General features: G+C 66.8%; 16 protein-coding genes and 1 pseudogene. 11 read left to right on the top strand and 6 right to left on the bottom strand.

Features of this window, described 5'->3' with window-relative positions:
* The first annotated feature begins 3 nt into the window (after nt 1-3).
* The 6 genes and pseudogenes from bamB (at nt 4) to N790_RS15435 (ending at nt 6,170) form a co-directional block, all read left to right on the top strand.
* Nucleotides 4-1,227 (top strand): outer membrane protein assembly factor BamB, encoded by a 1,224-nt coding sequence (bamB, locus tag N790_RS00595; protein ID WP_043799522.1) that lies wholly within the window; start codon nt 4-6, stop codon nt 1,225-1,227.
* Between the two features lie 30 nt (nt 1,228-1,257).
* A complete protein-coding gene (gene der / locus N790_RS00590; protein ID WP_043799519.1) occupies nt 1,258-2,658 on the top strand; it encodes a ribosome biogenesis GTPase Der in 1,401 nt (466 codons plus the stop codon).
* Nucleotides 2,655-3,230 (top strand): molybdenum cofactor guanylyltransferase, encoded by a 576-nt coding sequence (gene mobA / locus N790_RS00585; RefSeq protein ID WP_043799518.1) that lies wholly within the window; start codon nt 2,655-2,657, stop codon nt 3,228-3,230. The genes der and mobA overlap by 4 nt, the downstream gene beginning before the upstream one ends.
* Nucleotides 3,227-4,462, top strand: a complete 1,236-nt coding sequence (locus N790_RS00580) for a molybdopterin molybdotransferase MoeA (protein WP_043799515.1) — start codon at nt 3,227-3,229, stop codon at nt 4,460-4,462. Before mobA ends, N790_RS00580 begins: the two co-directional genes overlap by 4 nt.
* A gap of 9 nt (nt 4,463-4,471) precedes the next feature.
* The gene (moeB, locus tag N790_RS00575) at nt 4,472-5,620 is read left to right on the top strand and encodes a molybdopterin-synthase adenylyltransferase MoeB (protein WP_043799512.1); all 1,149 of its coding nucleotides are present in this window, start codon (nt 4,472-4,474) and stop codon (nt 5,618-5,620) included.
* 23 nt (nt 5,621-5,643) lie between these two features.
* Nucleotides 5,644-6,170 (top strand): annotated as a pseudogene (locus N790_RS15435) (EAL domain-containing protein).
* A 4-nt stretch (nt 6,171-6,174) separates the two neighbouring features.
* On the opposite strand, the gene N790_RS00565 reads toward N790_RS15435, so the two are convergent.
* The 4 genes from N790_RS00565 to N790_RS15005 all read right to left on the bottom strand — a co-directional run bounded on the left by N790_RS00565 (nt 6,175) and on the right by N790_RS15005 (nt 10,502).
* A complete protein-coding gene (locus tag N790_RS00565; RefSeq protein ID WP_043799510.1) occupies nt 6,175-6,741 on the bottom strand; it encodes a BLUF domain-containing protein in 567 nt (188 codons plus the stop codon).
* 1,694 nt (nt 6,742-8,435) lie between these two features.
* On the bottom strand, nt 8,436-8,810 hold the full coding sequence (locus tag N790_RS00560; protein ID WP_245593716.1) for an antitoxin Xre/MbcA/ParS toxin-binding domain-containing protein: 375 nt from the start codon (nt 8,808-8,810) through the stop codon (nt 8,436-8,438).
* A gap of 85 nt (nt 8,811-8,895) precedes the next feature.
* Nucleotides 8,896-9,579, bottom strand: coding sequence for a hypothetical protein (locus N790_RS00555; protein WP_156969861.1), 684 nt, complete (start codon nt 9,577-9,579; stop codon nt 8,896-8,898).
* Complete coding sequence (locus N790_RS15005) at nt 9,576-10,502, bottom strand: DNA-binding protein (protein WP_169742123.1); 927 nt, start codon at nt 10,500-10,502, stop codon at nt 9,576-9,578. The genes N790_RS00555 and N790_RS15005 overlap by 4 nt, the downstream gene beginning before the upstream one ends.
* Nucleotides 10,503-10,620: 118 nt before the next feature.
* Between N790_RS15005 and N790_RS00545 the strand changes: the two genes are divergently transcribed.
* From N790_RS00545 to N790_RS00535, 3 genes are all read left to right on the top strand, one after another.
* A complete protein-coding gene (locus tag N790_RS00545; protein ID WP_043799504.1) occupies nt 10,621-11,721 on the top strand; it encodes a site-specific integrase in 1,101 nt (366 codons plus the stop codon).
* 235 nt (nt 11,722-11,956) lie between these two features.
* Complete coding sequence (locus tag N790_RS00540) at nt 11,957-12,853, top strand: antitoxin Xre/MbcA/ParS toxin-binding domain-containing protein (protein WP_052385548.1); 897 nt, start codon at nt 11,957-11,959, stop codon at nt 12,851-12,853.
* Nucleotides 12,854-13,096: 243 nt separating this feature from the next.
* Nucleotides 13,097-13,546, top strand: a complete 450-nt coding sequence (locus tag N790_RS00535; RefSeq protein ID WP_043799498.1) for a DUF305 domain-containing protein — start codon at nt 13,097-13,099, stop codon at nt 13,544-13,546.
* A gap of 294 nt (nt 13,547-13,840) precedes the next feature.
* Here the strand turns inward: N790_RS00535 and N790_RS00530 are convergent, their stop codons facing one another.
* Entirely contained in the window at nt 13,841-14,323 is a 483-nt protein-coding gene (locus N790_RS00530) for a hypothetical protein (protein ID WP_043799496.1), read from the bottom strand.
* Nucleotides 14,324-14,333: 10 nt separating this feature from the next.
* Nucleotides 14,334-15,458 carry a HigA family addiction module antitoxin gene (locus tag N790_RS00525; RefSeq protein ID WP_043799493.1) on the bottom strand — a complete coding sequence of 375 codons (1,125 nt, stop codon included), beginning with the start codon at nt 15,456-15,458 and terminating at the stop codon, nt 14,334-14,336.
* Nucleotides 15,459-15,751: 293 nt separating this feature from the next.
* Between N790_RS00525 and N790_RS00520 the strand changes: the two genes are divergently transcribed.
* Both N790_RS00520 and N790_RS00515 read left to right on the top strand, forming a co-directional pair.
* Complete coding sequence (locus tag N790_RS00520; protein WP_043799491.1) at nt 15,752-16,150, top strand: MbcA/ParS/Xre antitoxin family protein; 399 nt, start codon at nt 15,752-15,754, stop codon at nt 16,148-16,150.
* Nucleotides 16,151-17,195: 1,045 nt separating this feature from the next.
* Nucleotides 17,196-19,424 (top strand): TonB-dependent receptor, encoded by a 2,229-nt coding sequence (locus tag N790_RS00515; RefSeq protein WP_043799488.1) that lies wholly within the window; start codon nt 17,196-17,198, stop codon nt 19,422-19,424.
* The last annotated feature ends 66 nt before the right edge of the window (nt 19,425-19,490 follow it).

Here is a 19,490-nt window from a genome sequence, read left to right as displayed (position 1 = left end):
CGCATGCTGCGTCGTTCCCTGATCATCGCGGCGATCCTCGCCTTCGCCACCGGTTGCACCACCATCAAGGGCATCTTCGGCGACAAGGCCAGCAAGGCGCTGGAACCCGCCGAGCTGGTTGAAATCGAAAGCCCGCTCGCCATCAAGGCCAGCTGGACCCGCAAGCTCGGCGACGGCAACGCCGCGCTGGGCCTGCGCCAGCGTCCGGCCATCGAAGGCGACCGCCTGTACGTCTCCAACGACGAGGGACGCGTGCTGGCCCTGGACGCCAACAGCGGCGACACGCTGTGGGACTCCGAGGTCGTCAAGACCGGCAAGCAGGGCAGCCGCGTGTTCTTCTGGCGCCGCAAGGCCATCGACGGCGGCCTCACCGGCGGCCCGGGCGTTGGCAACGGCCTGGTCGTGGCCGGTGGCCGCAATGGCGAAATCGTCGCGCTCGATGCCGAGACCGGCGCCGAGCGCTGGCGCGCCCGCGCCACGTCCGAAGTCATCACCGCGCCGCTGGTCACGCCCGACCGCATCGTGGTGCGCAGCAACGACGGCCGCGTGTTCGGCCTCGACCCGGCCGACGGCACCCGCAAGTGGGTGTTCGACCGTGGCGTGCCGGCGCTGAGCGTGCGCGGCAACGGCGCACCGGTGAGCGACGGCCAGCTCGTTTACCTGGGCTACGACGACGGCACCGTGGTCGCGCTGCGCCTGCAGGACGGCATGGTGGGCTGGACCCAGCTGGTCGCCGAATCCGACGGTCGCAACGAACTCGACCGCATGGCCGACGTGGACGGCGAATTGGCCCTGGGCTACCAGGAAATCTACGCCACCAGCTTCCGCAGCCAGACCATGGCCATCTCCACCGCCAACGGCCGCCCGCTGTGGAACCGCGACGTGGGCGGCTACGCCGGGCTTGCGCTGATGGCCGACCGCCTGATCGTCACCGATCCGGCCGGCACCGTCTGGGCGCTGGACCGCAACAACGGCTCGGCGCTGTGGAAGCAGGAGGCGCTGGCGCGCCGCTGGCTCACCACCCCGGCGCTGCAGGGCGACTACATCGTCGTCGGCGACGTCGAAGGCTACCTGCACTGGATCCGCGCTTCGGACGGCGTCATCGCCGGCCGCGACCGCGTCGCCAAGGAAGCCATCCGCGGCACCCCGCAGGTCACGCCCACGGGCACCCTGCTGGCCCTCACCATCGACGGAAAGCTGGCCGCCTACCCGGCGCCGGCGCAGTAACGCGGCTTCGGCCGATCGGGAGAGATCCACGTGTTGCCTTTGGTCGCTCTCGTTGGCCGTCCGAACGTCGGCAAATCCACGCTGTTCAACGCGCTCACGCGCAGCCGCGACGCGCTCGTCCACGACGAGCCCGGCGTCACGCGCGACCGCCACTACGGCATCTGCCGCCTGGTCGAGGACCACCCCTTCGGCCTGTGCGACACCGGCGGCCTGTCGGGCGAGGAAGAAGGCCTGGCCGGCGCCACCGCGCGGCAGTCGCGCGCCGCGGTCGAGGAAGCCGACCTGGTGCTGTTCGTCGTGGACGGCCGCGAAGGCCCGTCCGCGCTCGACGAATCCATCCTGGCCTGGCTGCGCAAGAGCGGCCGGCGCTTCTTCCTGGTGGTCAACAAGGTCGACGGGCTCGACCTGCAGGCGGTGCTGTCGGAATTCGCGCGCTTCGGCGTCGAGAAGATCATCCCGGTCGCGGCCGCGCACCAGCGCGGCGTGCCCGAGCTGCTGGACGAGGTCATCCCCGAACTGCCGGAAGACGGCGACGCCGAAGTGCTGGCCGACGACCCGGACCGCATCCGCATCGCCTTCCTGGGCCGCCCGAACGTGGGCAAGTCCACGCTGGTGAACCGCCTGCTCGGCGAGGAGCGCATGATCGCCTCCGACGTGCCGGGCACCACCCGCGATTCGATCGCCGTGGACCTTACCCGCGACGGCCGCGAGTACCGCCTGATCGACACCGCCGGCCTGCGCCGCCGCTCCAAGGTCGAAGAGGCGGTTGAGAAGTTCAGCGTCTTCAAGACCCTGCAGGCCATCGAAAACTGCCAGGTGGCGGTGGTGCTGCTCGACGCCGGCGAAGGCGTGACCGAGCAGGATTCCACCGTGCTCGGCCACGTGCTCGACGCCGGCCGCGCGCTGGTGATCGCGGTCAACAAGTGGGACGGCCAGACCAAGTACCAGCGCGAGCAGACCGAAGCCCTGATGACGCGCAAGCTCGCCTTCTGCGAGTGGGCCGAGCGCATCACGATCTCGGCCAAGCACGGCACCGGCATGCGCGAACTGTTCCGCGCCATCCACCGCGCCCACGCCTCGGCCACCCGCGAATTCAGTACCTCGGAAACCACCAAGGCGCTGGAAATCGCCTACCAGAGCTTCCCGCCGCCGGCCGTGCGTGGCCACGTTTCCAAGCTGCGTTACGCGCACCCGGGCGGCAGCAACCCGCCCACGTTCATCGTGCACGGCACCCGCCTGCGCGTGCTCACCGACAGCTACCGGCGTTACCTCGAGAACTTCTTCCGCAAGCGCTTCAAGCTGGTCGGCACGCCGATCAAGTTCGTCTTCAAGGAGGGCGAAAACCCCTATGAAGGCAAGAAGAACGTGCTCACCGAGCGCCAGGTCGCGAAGAAGCGCCGGCTGATCCGGCACATCAAGCGCAACAAGTGATCCCGCCGGGCGCGGTTACGCTGGGCATCCTGGCCGGCGGCCGGGGCGAGCGCTTCGGTGGCCGCGACAAAGCCTGGATCGAACACGGTGGCCGCCCGTTGCTGGCCCACGCCACGGAGCGCCTGTCGGGTGGTTTCGCGGCGAGGTTGGTCAGTGCCCGCGACGCCGACCCGCGCCATGGCGAACTGGGCCTGGTGCCGATATTCGATCGCCGTCCCGCCTTCGCCGGCCCGCTGGCCGGCCTCGAGGCGCTTGCCCACGCATGCCCCACGCCCTGGCTGCTGACGCTGCCGGTGGACCTGGCCGGCATGCCGGAAGACTTGCCGGCGCGCCTGTGGTCCCTGCGTGGCGAACACGGCGCGGGCACGCGTGATGCCGGCGGCCCACAGCCCCTGCTCACGCTCTGGCATGCGCCCACGCTGGCCCGCGCAGCCACCGCCGCGCTCGAAGCGGGGCAGGGCGCCGCCTGGCGCCTGGTGGAAACGCTGCGTCTGCCCGCGCTGGACTTGTCGCCGCGGGTGCTGTCGAACTTCAATACCCCCGAATCGCTGCCGCAGGACGCAGGCCCGTGACCGAAGCCAACCGCATTTCCTTCGCCGAAGCCCTGGCATGCATCGACCGCGTCGCCGCGGCGGCGCGTCTGCCGGCGGAATCCGTGCCGCTGTCGCGTGCCCACCGGCGCGTGCTGGCCGAAGACCTGGTCGCCGACCTGGCGCTGCCCGGCTTCGACAACTCGGCCATGGATGGTTTCGCCGTGCGCGCCGCCAACCTGGAGCGTGCCTCTGGCGAAGGCCTGCGCCTGGCGGCCGAACAGTTCGCCGGCCGCGACCTGGCGCACGCGCTGGCGCCGGGCGAATGCATCCGCATCACCACCGGCGCGCCGCTGCCGGCCGGCGCCGACACCGTGCTGATGAAGGAAAACGCCGCGCTGCGCGACGGTCGCGTGTTCCCGCTCGCCACGCCCGCGCCTGGTACGCACGTGCGCCGCGCGGGCGAGGATGTCTCGCCCGGCGAGACGGTGCTGCGCGCCGGCCAGGTGCTCGACGCGGCGAGCCTGTCGCTGGCGGCGGCGCTGGGCCGGGCCGAGCTGCGCGTGGCGAGGCGGCCCACCGTGGCCGTGTTCACCACCGGCGACGAACTGCGCCCGCCCGGCCAGCCGCTGGCGCCGGGCGAGATCTACGACAGCAACCGCGTGCTGCTGCAGTCGCTGCTGATGGCCGAGGGCTGCGAACCCGTGGCCTGGCCGGTGCTGCCCGACGACCCGGCGCGTTTGGCCAGCGCGCTGCGCGACGCGGCCTTCTCCTTCGACGTGGTGCTCACCTGCGGCGGCGTGTCGGCCGGCGAGAAGGACTACCTGCCGGGCCTGCTGCGCGAGGAAGGCGAGGTGCATTTCTGGAAGGTGCGCATGAAGCCCGGCATGCCGGTGCTGTTCGGCCGCCTCGGCGAGGCGCACGTGCTTGGGTTGCCGGGTAATCCCGTGTCGGTGCTGGCCACTTTCCTGGGCCTGGGCCGGCGCCTGCTGGACGGGCTGCAGGGCAGGGGAGCGCCGCGCCCCTCGCTCCGGGCCAGCCTGCAGTCGCCGGTGGCCAAGAACCACGAGCGCCTGGAGTTCATGCGCGGCGTGCTGGCCTGCGGCGACGACGGCCAGCTGCAGGTGCGCCCGAATCCCGCGGTGGCCTCGCACCGGCTGCGCGCCGCGGCGGATTCGAACTGCCTGATCGTGCTGCCCGAAGGCATCGCCGATTACGCGCCGGGCGAGGTGGTCGACATCGTGCCGTATGCCGGCGGACTGGGCGGGGGCTAGACTCGCACCATGCCCGGCATCGAAGAAATCAGCCCCGCCGAAGCACGCCGCCGGCAGTTGGCCGGCAGCCGGCTGGTGGACGTGCGCGAACCCGGCGAACACGCGCTGGGCCTGCCCGAAGGCGCCTTGCCGCTGCCGCGCGCCGAGCTCGAGGCCGACCCCGCGCGCGTGGCGCCCGACACCGACGCCGAACTGCTGCTGATCTGCGCAGCCGGCGTGCGTTCGATGTTGGCCGCCCGGGCATTGCAGGCCCGCGGCTACCGCCGGTTGGCCTCCGTGTCGGGCGGCTTCGACCGCTGGCGCGCCGAGGGGCTGCCGGAGAGCGCCGGTGCCACCGAGGACGCCGATTTCCTGGAGCGCTATTCGCGCCACCTGCGCCTGCCGCAGGTGGGGCTGGAAGGCCAGCGCAAGCTCGCGGCCTCGCGCGTGCTGATGGTGGGCGCGGGCGGCCTGGGTTCGCCGGCGGCGTATTACCTGGCCGCGGCCGGCGTCGGCACGATCGTGCTGGCCGACGACGACGTGGTGGACCGCAGCAACCTGCAGCGCCAGATCCTGCACGCCGAGGCGCGCATCGGCGTGCCGAAGGTCGAATCGGCGCGCCAGGCGCTGGCCGCGCTCAACCCGCGCGTGGACGTGCGGGCCGTGCCGGTGCGCGTCACCGCCGACACGGTGGATGCGCTGGTGTCCGGCGTGGACCTGGTGGTGGATGGCGCCGACAATTTCCCCGTGCGTTACCTGCTCTCGGACGCCTGCGTGCAGCATGGCAAGCCGTTGGTCTATGGCGCCGTGCACCGCTTCGAAGGGCAGGTGAGCGTGTTCGACGCCGGCCGCCATCGCGGCGAGGCGCCGTGTTACCGCTGCCTGTTCCCGGAGCCGCCGGCGCCCGAGGATGCGCCCAACTGCGCCGAGGCCGGCGTGCTGGGCGTGCTGCCCGGCGTCATCGGCCTGCTGCAGGCCACCGAGGCGCTGAAGCTGCTGCTGGGCCTGGGCCAATCGCTCAGCGGCCGGCTGCTGCATTTCGACGCGCTCGCCATGCGTTTCCGCGAAACGCGCCTGCGCGCCGACCCGGCCTGCCCGGGCTGCGCGCCGGGCCGCCCGTTCCCGGGTTACGAAGCGCTTGAACTGGCCTGCCGTGCGCAGGCGAGGGGAGGGGCATGAAGCCCCAGAAGAACTACCGCGAGATGGGCTGCCGGGAATGCCTGGGCGGCGGCGGCCTGCACTTCGATTTCAGCATGGCGTTCCAGCCGATCGTGAGCCTGTCGCGGCGCGAGGTGTTCGCCTACGAGGCGCTGGTGCGCGGCACCGACGGCGCACCGGCGGACGAGATCTTCAGGCACGTGGACGAAAACACGCGCTACCGTTTCGACCAGGCCTGCCGCGTGAAGGCCAGAAGCGCGGTTTCCTGACCGCCATCGACGATTTCGGCGCGGGTTTTTCCGGCCTGAACCTGCTGGCCGACGTGCGTACCGACCTGGTCAAGCTCGACATGGCGCTGATCCGCAACGTGCACGAGGACGCCGGCCGCCACGCCATCATCCGCGGCGTGGCCCTGATGTGTGCCGACCTGGGCATGAAGCTGATCGCCGAGGGCGTGGAGAGCCGGGAGGAGCTGGAATCGCTGCAGGCAATGGGCATCGACCTGTTCCAGGGTTACCTGCTGGCGCGGCCGGCGTTCCAGGCGCTGCCGTCGGTGGACTGGCCGGGCTGAGGCCTCAGCGGAACAGCACGATCGCCAGCGCGGCCGCCGACACCAGCAGGCCCGCGGCACCCAACAGCATGGACACCTCGGTGCGGCGCGAGGCGGCATCGCGCTCGGCTTCACCGCGGATCGGTTCGGCTGGCTGGCCCGAATCCTGGGTGCCCAGCAGCAGGGCCACCATGCCGTCGACCAGCTCCGGCGAGAAGGAATACGGCTCGAAGCCGATGCGGCCGTGCCGGGCCATCAGGGCACGGACCTCGGGGGCGTCGGGCACGTGCTTCATGGCCCAGCCGCGGAATTCCGGTTCGCGGATCTCGCGGCGGTCGAGCACCCGCAGGTCTTCGTGGCGCGGATCGTCCTGCAGGCGCGCGTACAGCGCCTCGACGTCTTCCTCGCGGCCTTCGAGCACCTGAAAGAAGCAGCCGTCGGCGAAGTACAGGCCACCGACAAGCCGGGTGCGTGCGTTGTTGCGCCTGGACTGCACCAGGATGCCGCCGACTTCAGGGTGGAAGCCGGCGCCGTCCCGGACGGGCGGAAAGGTGGCGCGGCTGACGTAGGTGAGGCGGAGGTATCGGGGCATGGCGACGCGGGGGCTGTCCGGGAGCGCGCTAGGCTCCCAAAAGGCGCGTGATAGGCGCGTGGCCTGGGTTTCGCGGCCCCGTGATGGGATATTCCGCATTGCGCATAATGTATATTATGTCCACTCAAGGTAGAGGCTCGGACTGCCCCAGGCAGCACCTGTCCCCGTCCAACTTACCCCGACAGTCGCCCGCTAGCCTTGTCGTGTCGTGTAAGTCCGACGCAGAAATCACGCACTTTGCCCAACTTTCATGGACTTAGCGCTTCTCCTCGCGGATTTGGCCCCAGAGGGACGCGGGATCGAAATCTGGGTAATCGTGTCGTGTCGCGTAACCGCGTCGCTGGGTGAAAGTGTCCTGCTGGCGCCGGCAGGCGTCCGCTCCCGTCTCGCAGCGAAGCTTCGCAGACCTGCCAAGCGCCTGGATTAATGTGGGACAGGATGGCGATTGATTAAATTAATGAGATCGGGTGAAACGCAACCGTAAAGCCCGTCCCTACGCCTTCCGCGGATAGGCGGTCGTGCTGTAGGTGAACTGGGACTCCTTGCACACCTTGCGCCCGCCGCTTCTCTCGCCGCTGGCGGGGCTGGCTTCGCCAACTTTGAAAATGGCAGATCTGTGATTCCTTGGAAGGCCCACTGCCCGTCCAGAGGAACCCAATATGCCTCGTCCCCGACTACCGCCGGCCCAAGAACGATTCGAACGGTTGATTGAAAAATGGTGCGTCCAGTGCCTTGGCGAGGGTCCTGATTTCGGCAAGTTGACCTCTGAGGTTGCCGGCGGCTTCGCCCGGACGCGGGGAACCCGCGGTATCAGGCAAGCCTACTCGGAGATTCGCCAGTGGATGACTTGGTGGGAGACCACCGACCGGAGAGAAAGCCCAAGCACCGCGGTCAGCGTCGAGGCGTATCTGAGGTACCTAGAGGCCAGCGGTCGGGTGCCCTGCTCCAGGCGGAAGGCGATCGACTTTGTATTTCGGTTTCTGGCGGCCTTGGGTTGGCCGGATCGGGGCGCCGCGAGCGTCCTGAGGTGCAGCGCCCGACGTCATGCAGTGCTTAAGCGAGAAGCTGCCCGCCGGAGCGCACGTGCCGCGCCAGTGGGTTGGACTGAAATTCAATCCTGCTTGGACGTTGTGGACGCGAAGAACGATCGAGAAGTGCAGGCCGCTGCTGCGATGCTCATTCTTTATGACAGCATGGCTCGGGAGGACGCGCTATTTGGCCTTCGCGATGGCCCCAATTGGCGGTTATCCCCGCCAACTGTTGCAGACCTCCGGTTCCAGCCTAATGGGGGTGGTCGCCTGCGACTTCGTGCTCCGACGAGTTTCGCGAGCTACTTCGAAGCGGCTCTCAGTCCACTGACGATGACGTGGCTGGGTCGCGCCGTTCGACCTAGTCGGGATGCGGACGGTGCCCTGTTCCTTTCTCCCTTGGGCCTGCCTTGGAGTATGGAGCGTTGGCGTTTGACCGCCACTGAGCTCCTCAGACGCGCTCAGATCGCGGATCGCATCGTCACTGGACGTTCAATTCGAGTCGGAAAGGTGCTGGATCTCGCAGCTTCGGGTCTGTCGGTGGAGGAAATTCAACGGGCGGGGTTCTGGGCCATAACTAGACCAGTAGAGAGGATTCTGGCGCTAAGCGGTTCGAATTCTGATGCCAGGCCGATGACGGGAGACTTATTCGCCAATGTGGATTAATTAACCCACGAATCCCGACTCGATCGAGGCAAGGTACCCGATCACGTCCTCGGTTCGGCCCTCGCCCACCAGTTGAAGAGCCGTCTTGTGGTCAAAGCTCGGAATCGGTTGGTTGCGAATGAAGAAAGCGGCCTTCTGAGGATCGTGGTTCACCACCATGGCCGCGGAGCGAACGCGCAGCAAATTCACCAGCGTCGCTTGTAATTGATTGTTCTCGGGATGGGTGCGGACGGTGTGTCTATGCACACGCGAGAGATCGGCCAGGTCTTGGATCCCCAGCAGAAACTCCTGGCCGACCCGTGTAGGCGAGAGGATCGGCCTTTCGCCGTCCTGGAACGGCGTGATGTCAGGCAACTGGGTCGTGGTGGCGGACACGGCGCCTCCTACCTAGAGCACCTTGTATGGACAGTATAAGCGCACCCCTACTCCGGCGGGGGTGGCGGCAAGCGCGATTGAGCCCTTACCGCGGCAAGGCCAGTACAGAATCGATATCGACCGCCAAGGGCGCCGGTGTAGCGACGCCGGTCAGGCATAGGCCGTCGAACCGCGTGGCAATAAGTTCGCGCGCGATCGTCTCGCGACGCTGGTCTTCATGTGCAAGAAGTACATTGCGAACCCACGCGACATGGGGCTCGAGCTGGCGGGCGATATCGGTCCCCAAGGAAATAACTCGGCGTGCGGGTCCATGCATTCCGATTTCGAGACTTGAGCGTGGGGGTGACGGCGGCAAGTAGATCGCGACGGTCTTGTCCTCGCCGAGCCCGTCGTCGTGCGCCGCCCAACGATGGCGCAAGCGGCGCAGGTACTCGTGAAGCCGACGTCCCTCGTCACTCAAACGCGCATTGAGAAAGGCATTGGCGTCGAAGGCGCCGCGGGCGTCGTTGCGACCGAACGGTTTGGCGTAGAAGACGACGGCGGCGACCCACAAGCTTTCCTCACACTCACCTGGGCGCTCGCCGTCGTTGTCGTCGAGGCAACGGGTCAGGAAGTCGTAGGCCTTGGCGACATCACGCCGGGCATACCCAATCTCGGCCAACTCCCGTACCCGTGAATCCTCGACACAGTAGCTGGCCCCCGTCCGCACGGTGTATGCGCCCTGTGCGTCAAAGACGGCCCGTGGATAGGTGTCGTTCGACCCGCTCATGGCGTCCGACGCCCCGTGGTCCGTCGGGCTGGTCGCCGCGCCGGCGACGGGACTTTTGGGGGCGGCTCGCGACGACTTTGCTTGGCGGCACCGCCCGGTTTCGCCGGCGGCGTTTCAAGCAACGCGTCGAGGCGGCCGCGCAATATCGCCGCTTCACGCTGGGCGCGCTGTGCGTCTGTTTCGGCCGTCCGCCGGGCTTGTTCCGCGGCGCGCAGAGCCGTGGCGTGCTCGCGGGCTAGACGCTCGGCCTGGGCCTTGAGCCCCTTGACCTCCTGGCGCAGCCGGTCAATCTCGGCATGGCTGCGGTCTTCGACCTGGCGCACGTGGGCCTGCAGTGCCGAGCGTTCCGCCGCCGCCGCCGTGCGCGCGGATTCCGCCTCCTGGAGCGTGAGCTGGAGCCGGGCGTCCAGGGCATCGCCTCGGACGGTCAAATCCTGTATCCGGGCTTCGAGCTGGGCGATCTGCCGGAGCAGGTCGCTGACCCGCTGATCGCTGATGGCCAGCGCCGCCTGGGAGCCCTCGGCGGCGGCCACGGCGGCCTGGCGGGCGCGATCGGCCGCTTCGGCCGCGGCCCGCTCCGTGGCGATGGTCGACTCCATGGCGGCCAGGGCCTCGGCCAGGGCGGCGCGCTCCGGGGCCACGGCCGCCTCGGCTTGGGCCTGCCCCGCCGCGAGCGCGGCCTCCCAGAGCGCAGACGCCGCGTCGACCACGGCCGCCGGCGCCTCGGGGATAGCGGCGGAGCGTCGCTGCGCAGTGAGCCGCTCGCCCAGTCCCTGCCACCAGACGTCGAGCATGCGGGTAAGCGTGTTGGGCGAGCCGGTGCCGAGGGCTGCCCGGACCCGCTCGATGGTGGGCCGTTCGCCGGCGAGCAGCAGCTGCTCGATGGCGCCGTTGACCTGCTCCTGGGTAACGCCTCGTGCCATGGAAATCGCCTCCGGCTGCCGCGCCCTGCCCCGTTGATTCACTACATCCGATAAGATATATTTATCGGCAGTATCGCCCCCTCGTTGTATTAAAACATACGTAATATGTAGCATAACTATGGCCAAATCTCGCCTCCCCGTGTCCCCCGCCGACGCCGCCCGGCTCCCGGCCGATCTGGCCGCCAGTGCCGCCGCCGCCGTGCAGGACATCCTGGCCGAGGCGGCCTCGGCCAACACCACCCGCAGCTATGCCAGCGCCCTGCGCTACTGGGCCGGCTGGCACCTGGTGCGCTTCGGCCAGCCGATCGCGGTCCCGGTGTCGGAGGCGGCGGTCGTGCAGTTCATCGTCGATCACGTCGCCCGCAAGGCCAAAACGGGCCTGACCTGGGAACTGCCGCCGGCCGCCGACGCCGCGCTGGTCGCGGCGCGGATCAAGGCCCAGCCGGGGCCGCTGAAGCTGAGTTCGGTCACGCACCGCGTTGCCGTGCTCTCGAGCCTGCACGCGCTCAAGAAGCAGCCCAACCCCTGCGAGCAGCCGGCCGTGCGCCATTTGCTGTCGCGAGCCCGCCGCGCCGCCATCAAGCGCGGCGAGCGGCCAACCAAGAAGACCGCGATCACGGCCCCCGAGCTCGAGGCCATGCTCGCCACCTGCGATGACTCCCTGGAGGGGCGGCGGGACCGCGCCCTGCTCTGCTTCGGCTTCGCCACCGGCGGCCGACGACGCAGCGAGATCGCCGCGGCGCAGCTGGCGGATCTGCGCCAGATCGATGCCGACACCTACGTTTACCGCCTCGAGCACAGCAAGACCCAGCAGGCCGGCCCGACGGCGGGCTCCACGCCCGACAAGCCCCTGCTGGAGGTGGCCGCGCACGCGATGTCCGCCTGGCTGGCGGCGTCGGGCCTGACCGACGGACCGATCTTCCGCCGGCTGTGGGACAGCCGGCTCGGCGACGGGCTCTCGCCCAAGGCGGTCGGTGCCATCGTGCAGCGCCGGGCGGCCTTGGCGGGACTGACCGGGGATTTCGGGGGACACAGCCTGCGTTCGGGCTTCATCACCGAGGGCGGCCGCCAGGGCATTGCCCTGCCCGCCCTGATGGCCATGACCGAGCACCGCTCGCCGGCCAGCGTCATAGGCTACTTTCAGGCAGGGACGGTCACCGACAACCCGGCCGGACGTCTGCTGCGGCCTAAGCAGAACCAGGCGCGGCCCTCGGAATAGATCTCCACTGTCAGGCGCCGCGAAAACCAAGGCTGCCGAGCGCGCTTGACGGCGACTGAAGCCTGCCTGAGCTGTCCTGCGCCGGCGCTTGCTCGAGTTTGGGGGCTGTGCTTTAATCCGCTCAACAACTAACCCGGTCTGACCGCTTCGACAAGAACGAAGGGGCGGCCGGGTGCAAAAGCCGCCGAAAGGCGGTTTTTGCGTTTCTGGCCCGGCAACGAGGATGGTTGTTTCGATGACGCTGCGTACCCGGGTCTACGTCGATGGCTTCAACCTCTACTACGGCTGCGTCCGCAAGACAGCGTACAAGTGGCTGGACATCCGTGCCCTCGCGGTGCACATCCTCGCCACGATCCGGCTCGATGTCGACGGCGTGCCGGCCACCTTCGCCCTCGATCCGCTGGCCATCAAATACTTCACGGCCGCGATCTTGAAGAACTTCGCACGCCACCAGGACTCAGTGCCCAGCCAGGCGGCGTATCACCAGGCCTTGCGTGGCCACCTGGGTCCCGCCGTGAGCCTGATCGAAGGTTACTTTGCCGCGGAGCCGGCGCGAGCGCATCGCCATATCAAGGGGCGACCCGCGCGGGACTGCGAACTGGTGGACATCTGGAAGCTGGTCGAAAAGCAGTCGGACGTGGCGCTGGCCCTGCATGCCTACAGCGATGCCCTCCGGGGCGAGGTGGACCATGTGGTGCTGGTGACCAACGACACCGACGTGGTGCCATGCCTGGAGCTGATCCGGACACACACCGCCGCGAAGATCGGCCTGATTGTTCCGACCCGGGACAAGCAACGGCCCGTCAATGGCGATCTCTCACGACGCGTGGATTGGGTGCGCGAGCATGTTCTCGATGACGAGCTGGCCTCAAGCCAGATGCCTGCGATGGTACGGTTGGACGGCAAGGCGGTGCACAAGCCGCTCAGTTGGTACCCCCGGCCCGATCTGCTTGCCCCGCTGTTGGCCGAGGCGATCCGCGTCAAGCGCAGTCGGGGCGCGGCGCTGAAGTGGATGCACTCGCCGTGCGCTCATCTAGGTGGGCAATGCCCGATCGATATGGCCCAGACCGATGCGGGGGCCCTCGCCCTGCAGGCCTACATGGCGCAGTACGCGATGGACTTTGGCGCCTAGCCACCCCCGGAGCAAGGTACTGATCGGGGCGTGCTGATTTCCAACGGTGTCCCCTCTTGCAATGGGCGAACTACAGTACCCGTCCGTGCAGAATGCAATAGACGCGGGATATCTCACCGACGGATGTCGGGCGCGGTCGGGAAACGTTCACGTCGGCATTGATTGGCACGAAGCATGCTTGATATGGATGTTGGTGCGCGCCACGACTCACTCCAGAAAGGAAGTCAGATGAGAGAAAGTCATATGAATCCATACGTTCGTTTCGCCCTGATGCTCCTCACGTCCGGGCTGGTCATGTTCGGGCTGATGTATTTGCATACGTATGCAATCGACCACGTTTTCTTCAGTGAGACACGTGCCTACATGACGGTAATCATGGTGGCCGGCATGGCAGTCGTGATGCTTGCCTTCATGAAGGACATGTACCGCGACAAGCGCATGAACCTCGCCGTCCTGAGTATCGCCGTCCTCGCCTTCTCAAGCAGTCTCTGGCTGGTTCGAAGCCAAGTTACCGTAGACGACGTGTCGTACATGAAAGCGATGATCCCCCACCACTCCATCGCAATCCTCACCAGCAAGCGCGCCAGGATCGAAGACCCACGCGTGCGCGACTTGGCGGACGAGATCATCGCAGCGCAGGAGCGCGAAATTGCAGAGATGAAGACATTGATCGCCGAACTTGAGTCGCGCTGACGCCTTCGTTCCAGGGGGCGGCGACATTTGATCGTTGCACCACGGAGCAACGCCTCTGGTGTTCACCGGGCCATCCGGTGGGCGAAGGCGCTGGCCGGCGGAGGGGAGATTGCGGTCCAGCCGCGCCCGCTGAATGCTTAGGCTTCCACCCGGTTTTCAGCCAGGCGTAGTTTCGGCCTGACGAAAATCGATCGGCCACTCCCGTGTCGGCCGTTCATTGTTTTGGGCATCTTGGTAGCCATAGCCAGATGCCCGTCTGCGGGTGCGCCCCGGTTGCGCTGCACGCCGCGGTGGTCAGGCAGCTTTGTCGTCCTGGTCCGGCGCGTTCAAGCGCCATTCGACATCGTCGGTAAAATCCAGCGGCATCACGATGGGATCTTCGCCCTCGTGTACGCGATTCCAGTGGGTGACGTCCAACGTGAGCTGCAAAGCGTCGCCGACCATTTGCTCGCGGCGCTGGACGAAGGCCTTGTGAGCCACCCGTCGCGGCGCCACATCGATGTCATGCCAAAGCGTCAGCTGCTGGCCGTTATTCCACTGGACCACCGCTAGATTCGCGCGGTAGGGCCGGCCGGTGACCTTGTCGTGGCGCACCTCTTCGCGAGCGGCGATGGACAGTTGCTCGGCCAGGCGGTCCAAGGCGCTTTTGGGCTTAGGGAGCGGATAGCCGCGATCGGCGGCGAACTTCGCCACTTCGTGCATGTCGACCGACGCGTTGCCGGTTTCGTCGCGGTAGTGCTGGATCAGACGTTGCAGTCGCTGGCTCTTTGTAGACACGTTTCTTTCCTCACAGACCGACGGGCGCGATATCTCCCCAGCCGTCGACCATGGCGCCCGGGGCCACGATCGAGCGAATCTTTACCAAGTGGTTCCGGAAATGGTCGAAGCGCTGTGTGCGGTGCTGCAGCTGTCCGGCGACCAGCCCCGGGTGCACACCGAGCGTTGCAGCAAACCCAAGTACATCGCGCTCGGCGAAATAAGGGGCCTTGCGGGCGACGAAGCCGCTGAGCTTCTCGGGCGGCACGGCGAAGGCAGCCGCGGCAGCGTTGGCGACGCGTTCTTCGTCGACCACATCCTCGTCGGTGCGTCCATCCAGGTCGACATCCAGGATCGGCGTCGCCTGTCCGTGGTGCTGCAGGACGTGCTCGAGTTCATGCCGGAGCACGAACCAGAAGTTGTCGATCCGATCGAAGCGGAACGACAAGGCAATGACCGGCGCCGTGGGGCCCAGCCACAGGCAGGCTCCGTCGATCTTCGAGCCTGGCAGCGCCTCAACGATCACAAATCGGATCCCGGCTTCGGCCAGTAGACGCGGCACCTTGCGGGCCTCTTCGGCGGACCCCAGGAGCGGCCGCAGGCGCGTCACCAGTGCGCGCCCGCCAGCGTCCGAATACGGCGGCACCAGCATGTCGGCGGCAATGGCTTTGACGCGGTACAGCCAGGCGAGCTGCAGCGGAGTGGCTGCGACAGATACCTCCGTGCGGCGCGCGGCATGCGGGAGGAATTCGACATCTTCGATGCGCTCGGCGTCGAAAAACGTCGCCACGGCCTTTTCGACGGAGGCGACGTCCTTGACGTTGACCACGCCCGGCAGCCAACCGCGCTTGGTCATTTCCGCAATCGGCAAGGCCCCGAAAATCTGGGCTCGGATGGCTCGGCCAGGGTCGCTGCGGTAGGCGATCCGCGCGAGTTGCAGGTCGTAGTCCTTCTGCAGTGAGAGCAAACGCTCGGCCGCGACGCCGAAGACCTCCTCAAGCTGGAGGGCCAGGTCCGCCGACAACGGGCGCTTGTCCGACACCAATCGGGTGACGGTGGCCTCGTCGATGCCCAGCACGATGGCGAGCGTGCGCTTGGTCCAGCCGCGCTCCTTCAGGAGCGAGGCAAGCAGTTGGCCGGGGGTGCGAGGTTCCATGGGGTGGATAATCAGGCGATTTGATCAATTTGTCAAATCGCTGCTAAAACAGGCGCATACAACTCAATGCTGGTTCCGGACTGCCCAGAATAGACCTCACCTACCCTGCGGCAAACGCTGGGGCCGAATGCCCGTGTCAAGTTCAGGCCACCTACTAAATGATCGATGCCTGCCCCGAATGAGTCGCGCTGGTGCGGTTTGCCAGTCGGCTAATATCTTGGAAGTCGGCGCCGACTGTTCCCCCGATACTTCGGGGTCGCTGGTCGTTGCCGAAGATTCAGTGAGGACTCGCCATGAACCCCGACACCTGTGGGCCTCTGCCGGTGAGGCGCGACCTAGCCAGGCCGGCCCTCAACGCGTTTTTTAGTATCTGCGAAAAGTGGGACCTCACCTCGGAAGAGGCCCGCATACTGCTCGGCAGTCCAGCACGTTCGACGTACTACCGGTGGAAGCGGGATCGCACCGGAGCGCTAACCCACGATGCGCTGGAGCGCATCAGCTACATTCTTGGTATCTACAAGGCCCTCCATATCCTCTTCGGCGCGTCGGCGCAGGCGGACGGATGGATCAAGCGAGACAACTCGGCGGCCTTGTTCGGGGGGCACAGCGCTCTGGAGCGGATGGTTGGAGGACAGGTCGCAGACTTGTATGTTGTCCGCCAGTACCTGGACTCCCAACGAGGCTGGGGCTAGGACCCTCTGCTTGCCCGCACCGTTGTCAGCACCACCGCCTCACTGCCCCGGCGATTTCCGATGGTCCGCACCGCCTGCGCAGGTCGTCCGCGCGAATTGAGATTCTGGTGTCCCGGAGACATTCCGCAGCTGCCGTCGGGAACGTTCGATGCCTCACGGGAGGGAACCGGCGAGCAGGACCGCTGGATCTTATTGATCGAGGCAGAGACTGCACGGTCAGGCGAACGACGCAGTGCTGGGAAACGTTGAGTTGCCCCTACGTGGGAAAACGACGTTTTCGGGTGGTCTGCGGGTGCCGGCTCAGTTGATCGTCGGTGCCGGACGAGGCTGAACCATTTCGCTGGTGCTGACCGCAGCGAAGACCCAGTACACGGCCACTTCCGGTTCCGACCTATTCCCTTGAAAAACTCGGTTGAATCGGCCTTCTGAAACTGGTCCACTGACTTCCCATCGATCCAGCGGAAATCGCAGCGATGATGGGACGTCAGGAAGCCGGGCAAGTGCCACTGTTCTACGCCTTCAACCTCGAAGACCACGTCCTGAAGGATTGTTGATCCTGGCGTGGGTGGCATTGTGGCGACCCATCGAAACGATCGGATTCGATTCTTGGGACTGCAGGGAAGAGCGTCGCCTGCTTACCGCGCTGTCTGGCGTGCCGATCCGTTTTGTGCCCACAGCGGATGCTGAGGACGAGCCGGGCTCGGATCGACAGGTCAGTTGAGCGCGCACTCCTCGTCATCAGGTCTGCCATTGAGTCATCGTGGGCAGATGAGTGTTTGCTGGCGTTCGTCCACGGGACGGCAACGCTTGCATCATCAGCGGGTGCTGCCTCGGAAGCTCCGAGTGGCATCGCGTTGGTTTCGGCCAAGCGAGGCGCTGCCGTCCTGGCGCCGGCGTGTTGACGCGCTTGAGGGGTCCCGGCCGGCGCTGGGACCGGCGGCAGCGGCCAGCAGAGTCGTCGGGTTGGCGCCCATATTGTAAATGCGACCTATTCGCATTAGAGTGACGCCGCCGCGGCCCATGCCGCACACCAGACTCTTTCGCCATGACGTCCCGATCTGCCCTCCGCCCTGCCCCGCTGGCCGCTGCCCTCGCCCTGATCCTCTCCCCAACGCTGGCTGCCGCCGCCGCTCCTGACGCCGACGCACCCGCATCGGGTGCACAGCCGACCACCCAGCTCGCCACCATCGAGGTGACCGGCAAGGTCGATTACCGGTACGTCCAGAAGACCACCTTGACCGCGACCCGGACCGACACCGACCTGCTCGACGTGCCCCAGGCGGTGACCGTCATCACCCAAGACCTCATCCGGGACTTGGGCATCCAGGGGATGGCCGATGCGGTGCGCTATGTCCCGGGGATCAGCGTCACCCAGGGCGAAGGCAATCGCGATGGCCTGGTGTTTCGAGGCAACAGCTCCACGGCGGATCTGTTCGTGGATGGATTGCGCGATGACACGCAGTACTACCGCGATACGTACAACATCGATCGCATTGAAGCCTTCAAGGGCCCCAATGCGATGATCTTCGGTCGCGGCAGCCCCGGCGGCCTGCTCAACCGCGTCACCAAAGTGCCGGGCGCGGACCCCGCCCGCGAGATTGGCCTGCAGATCGGTTCGTGGAACAAGCGCCGCCTGACGGCCGACCTCAACCAGCCGCTCAATGACCGTGCGGCCTTCCGTGTCTCCGGTGTTTATGAGGATTCCGACGGCTTTCGCGACGGGTTCGAACTGCGCCGCAAGGGCCTGAACCCCACGCTATCGCTGCGGCCGACCGACGCCACGGTGGTCACGCTGGGCTATGAGGTTTTCCGCGACGAGCGCACGGCAGATCGCGGCATCCCCAGCCTGTCCGCCGCCCAAGCGTTCGACGGCACGCGCTATCCGGTCAGCACGGACCGGGAGACCTTCTTCGGCGATCCCCAGGGCAGTCCGGCATCGGTGGACGTCAACGCCTTTACCGCGCTGATCGAACACGACTTCGGCGGGGCGTTCCTGCGCAACCGGTTCCGCTATGCGGACTACGACAAGTTCTATCAGAACGTGTTCCCCGGCAACGTCAATGCGGCCGGCACTACCGTAGCGCTCTCGGCGTACAACAACGACACCCGACGCGAGAATGCATTCAACCAGACGGACCTGACGTTTGACCTGGCCACCGGCCCCATCGAACACCGCTTCCTGATTGGCGCCGAAATCGGTCGTCAGGAAACGAGCAACGAGCGTCGCAGCGGCCGCTTCGCGCCGGGTCAGTCCGTCTGCCTGCCCGGGAGCTCGGCCAGCACTTGTCTGGTGGCGTTGTCGGATCCGAACGTGCGGCTGTCGGTGGACTATGCGAACAACAGCGCCGGCGGCAGCGGGGATGCCCGAAACGCCGGTGTCACCCGATTCGCCGCGCTCTACGCCCAGGACCAGATCACCCTTTCGCCTCAGTGGGATGCCGTCCTGGGTGTTCGGTGGGATCGCTTTGATGTGGACTTCACCGACCAGCGCAACGGGGTGTCGCTGGCGAATCGCGACCTCTCCTCGTCCGACGATTTGTTCTCGCCCCGGGTCGGATTGGTCTATCAGCCGGCCGACCAGCTCTCGTTCTATGCCAGCTACGGGGTCACGTACTTGCCGCGCTCGGGCGAGCAGCTGGCATCGCTGACGCCGGGTACGCAAGCCCTGGATCCCGAAGAGTTCAAGAACTACGAGATCGGCGCGAAGTGGGACATCACGCCGCGCTTGAGCGCGACGGCGGCCGCCTTCCGGCTCGGCCGCAGCAACGTGGCGGTGGTCGACCCGATCGACCCGACCCAGATGATCCTGTTCGAGGGCGACAGCCAGCGAACCGAGGGACTGGAGCTCTCGCTCAGTGGTGAAATCACGCGGACCTGGCAGGTGGTGGCCAGCTACACCTATCAGGATGCGGTGATCACGCGCGATATCCGCACCGGACCCACGAGTGTCACGCCGGAGGGTACGGAGCTGGCCCAGTCCCCCAAGCACATGGCCGGGCTCTGGAACCGCTTCGAACTCTCGGAACGCTGGGGGCTCGGGTTGGGTGCAATTTACCGAAGCCGGTCCTTTGCTTCGACCAGCAACCAGGTGACGCTGCGGAGCTACAGTCGCTTCGACGGCGCCGTGTACTACGCCGTCAACGAGAATGTCGACCTGCAGCTCAATGTCGAGAACCTCTTCGACAAGACCTACTTCCCGTCCGCGCACAGCGATAGCAACATTACGCCCGGCGCGCCGCGCAGCTACTATCTCAGTGCGCGATTCGCGTTCTAGCCGATGCATGGTTCAGGCAGGGATTGCGGCGCCGACCCACCGCCCGCGGGCGCAGGCCACGCAGGC

Origin of the sequence: Arenimonas malthae CC-JY-1 (genome assembly GCF_000747075.1) — a bacterium.
Classification (GTDB): Bacteria; Pseudomonadota; Gammaproteobacteria; order Xanthomonadales; family Xanthomonadaceae; genus Arenimonas; species Arenimonas malthae.
Note: the sequence above shows the minus strand (reverse complement) of the source record. Positions and strands in the feature narration are given on the sequence as shown.

Bases quoted from the DNA above. Each gene is read 5' to 3' on its own strand.
- N790_RS00520 (WP_043799491.1), top strand. From the start codon at position 15,752: ATGAACCCCGACACCTGTGGGCCTCTGCCGGTGAGGCGCGACCTAGCC.
- N790_RS00565 (WP_043799510.1), bottom strand. From the start codon at position 6,741: ATGCCCCGATACCTCCGCCTCACCTACGTCAGCCGCGCCACCTTTCCG.
- N790_RS00545 (WP_043799504.1), top strand. From the start codon at position 10,621: ATGGCCAAATCTCGCCTCCCCGTGTCCCCCGCCGACGCCGCCCGGCTC.
- bamB (WP_043799522.1), top strand. From the start codon at position 4: ATGCTGCGTCGTTCCCTGATCATCGCGGCGATCCTCGCCTTCGCCACC.
- moeB (WP_043799512.1), top strand. From the start codon at position 4,472: ATGCCCGGCATCGAAGAAATCAGCCCCGCCGAAGCACGCCGCCGGCAG.
- N790_RS00535 (WP_043799498.1), top strand. From the start codon at position 13,097: ATGAATCCATACGTTCGTTTCGCCCTGATGCTCCTCACGTCCGGGCTG.
- N790_RS00525 (WP_043799493.1), bottom strand. From the start codon at position 15,458: ATGGAACCTCGCACCCCCGGCCAACTGCTTGCCTCGCTCCTGAAGGAG.
- N790_RS15005 (WP_169742123.1), bottom strand. From the start codon at position 10,502: ATGGCACGAGGCGTTACCCAGGAGCAGGTCAACGGCGCCATCGAGCAG.
- N790_RS00540 (WP_052385548.1), top strand. From the start codon at position 11,957: ATGACGCTGCGTACCCGGGTCTACGTCGATGGCTTCAACCTCTACTAC.
- N790_RS00555 (WP_156969861.1), bottom strand. From the start codon at position 9,579: ATGAGCGGGTCGAACGACACCTATCCACGGGCCGTCTTTGACGCACAG.
- N790_RS00515 (WP_043799488.1), top strand. From the start codon at position 17,196: ATGACGTCCCGATCTGCCCTCCGCCCTGCCCCGCTGGCCGCTGCCCTC.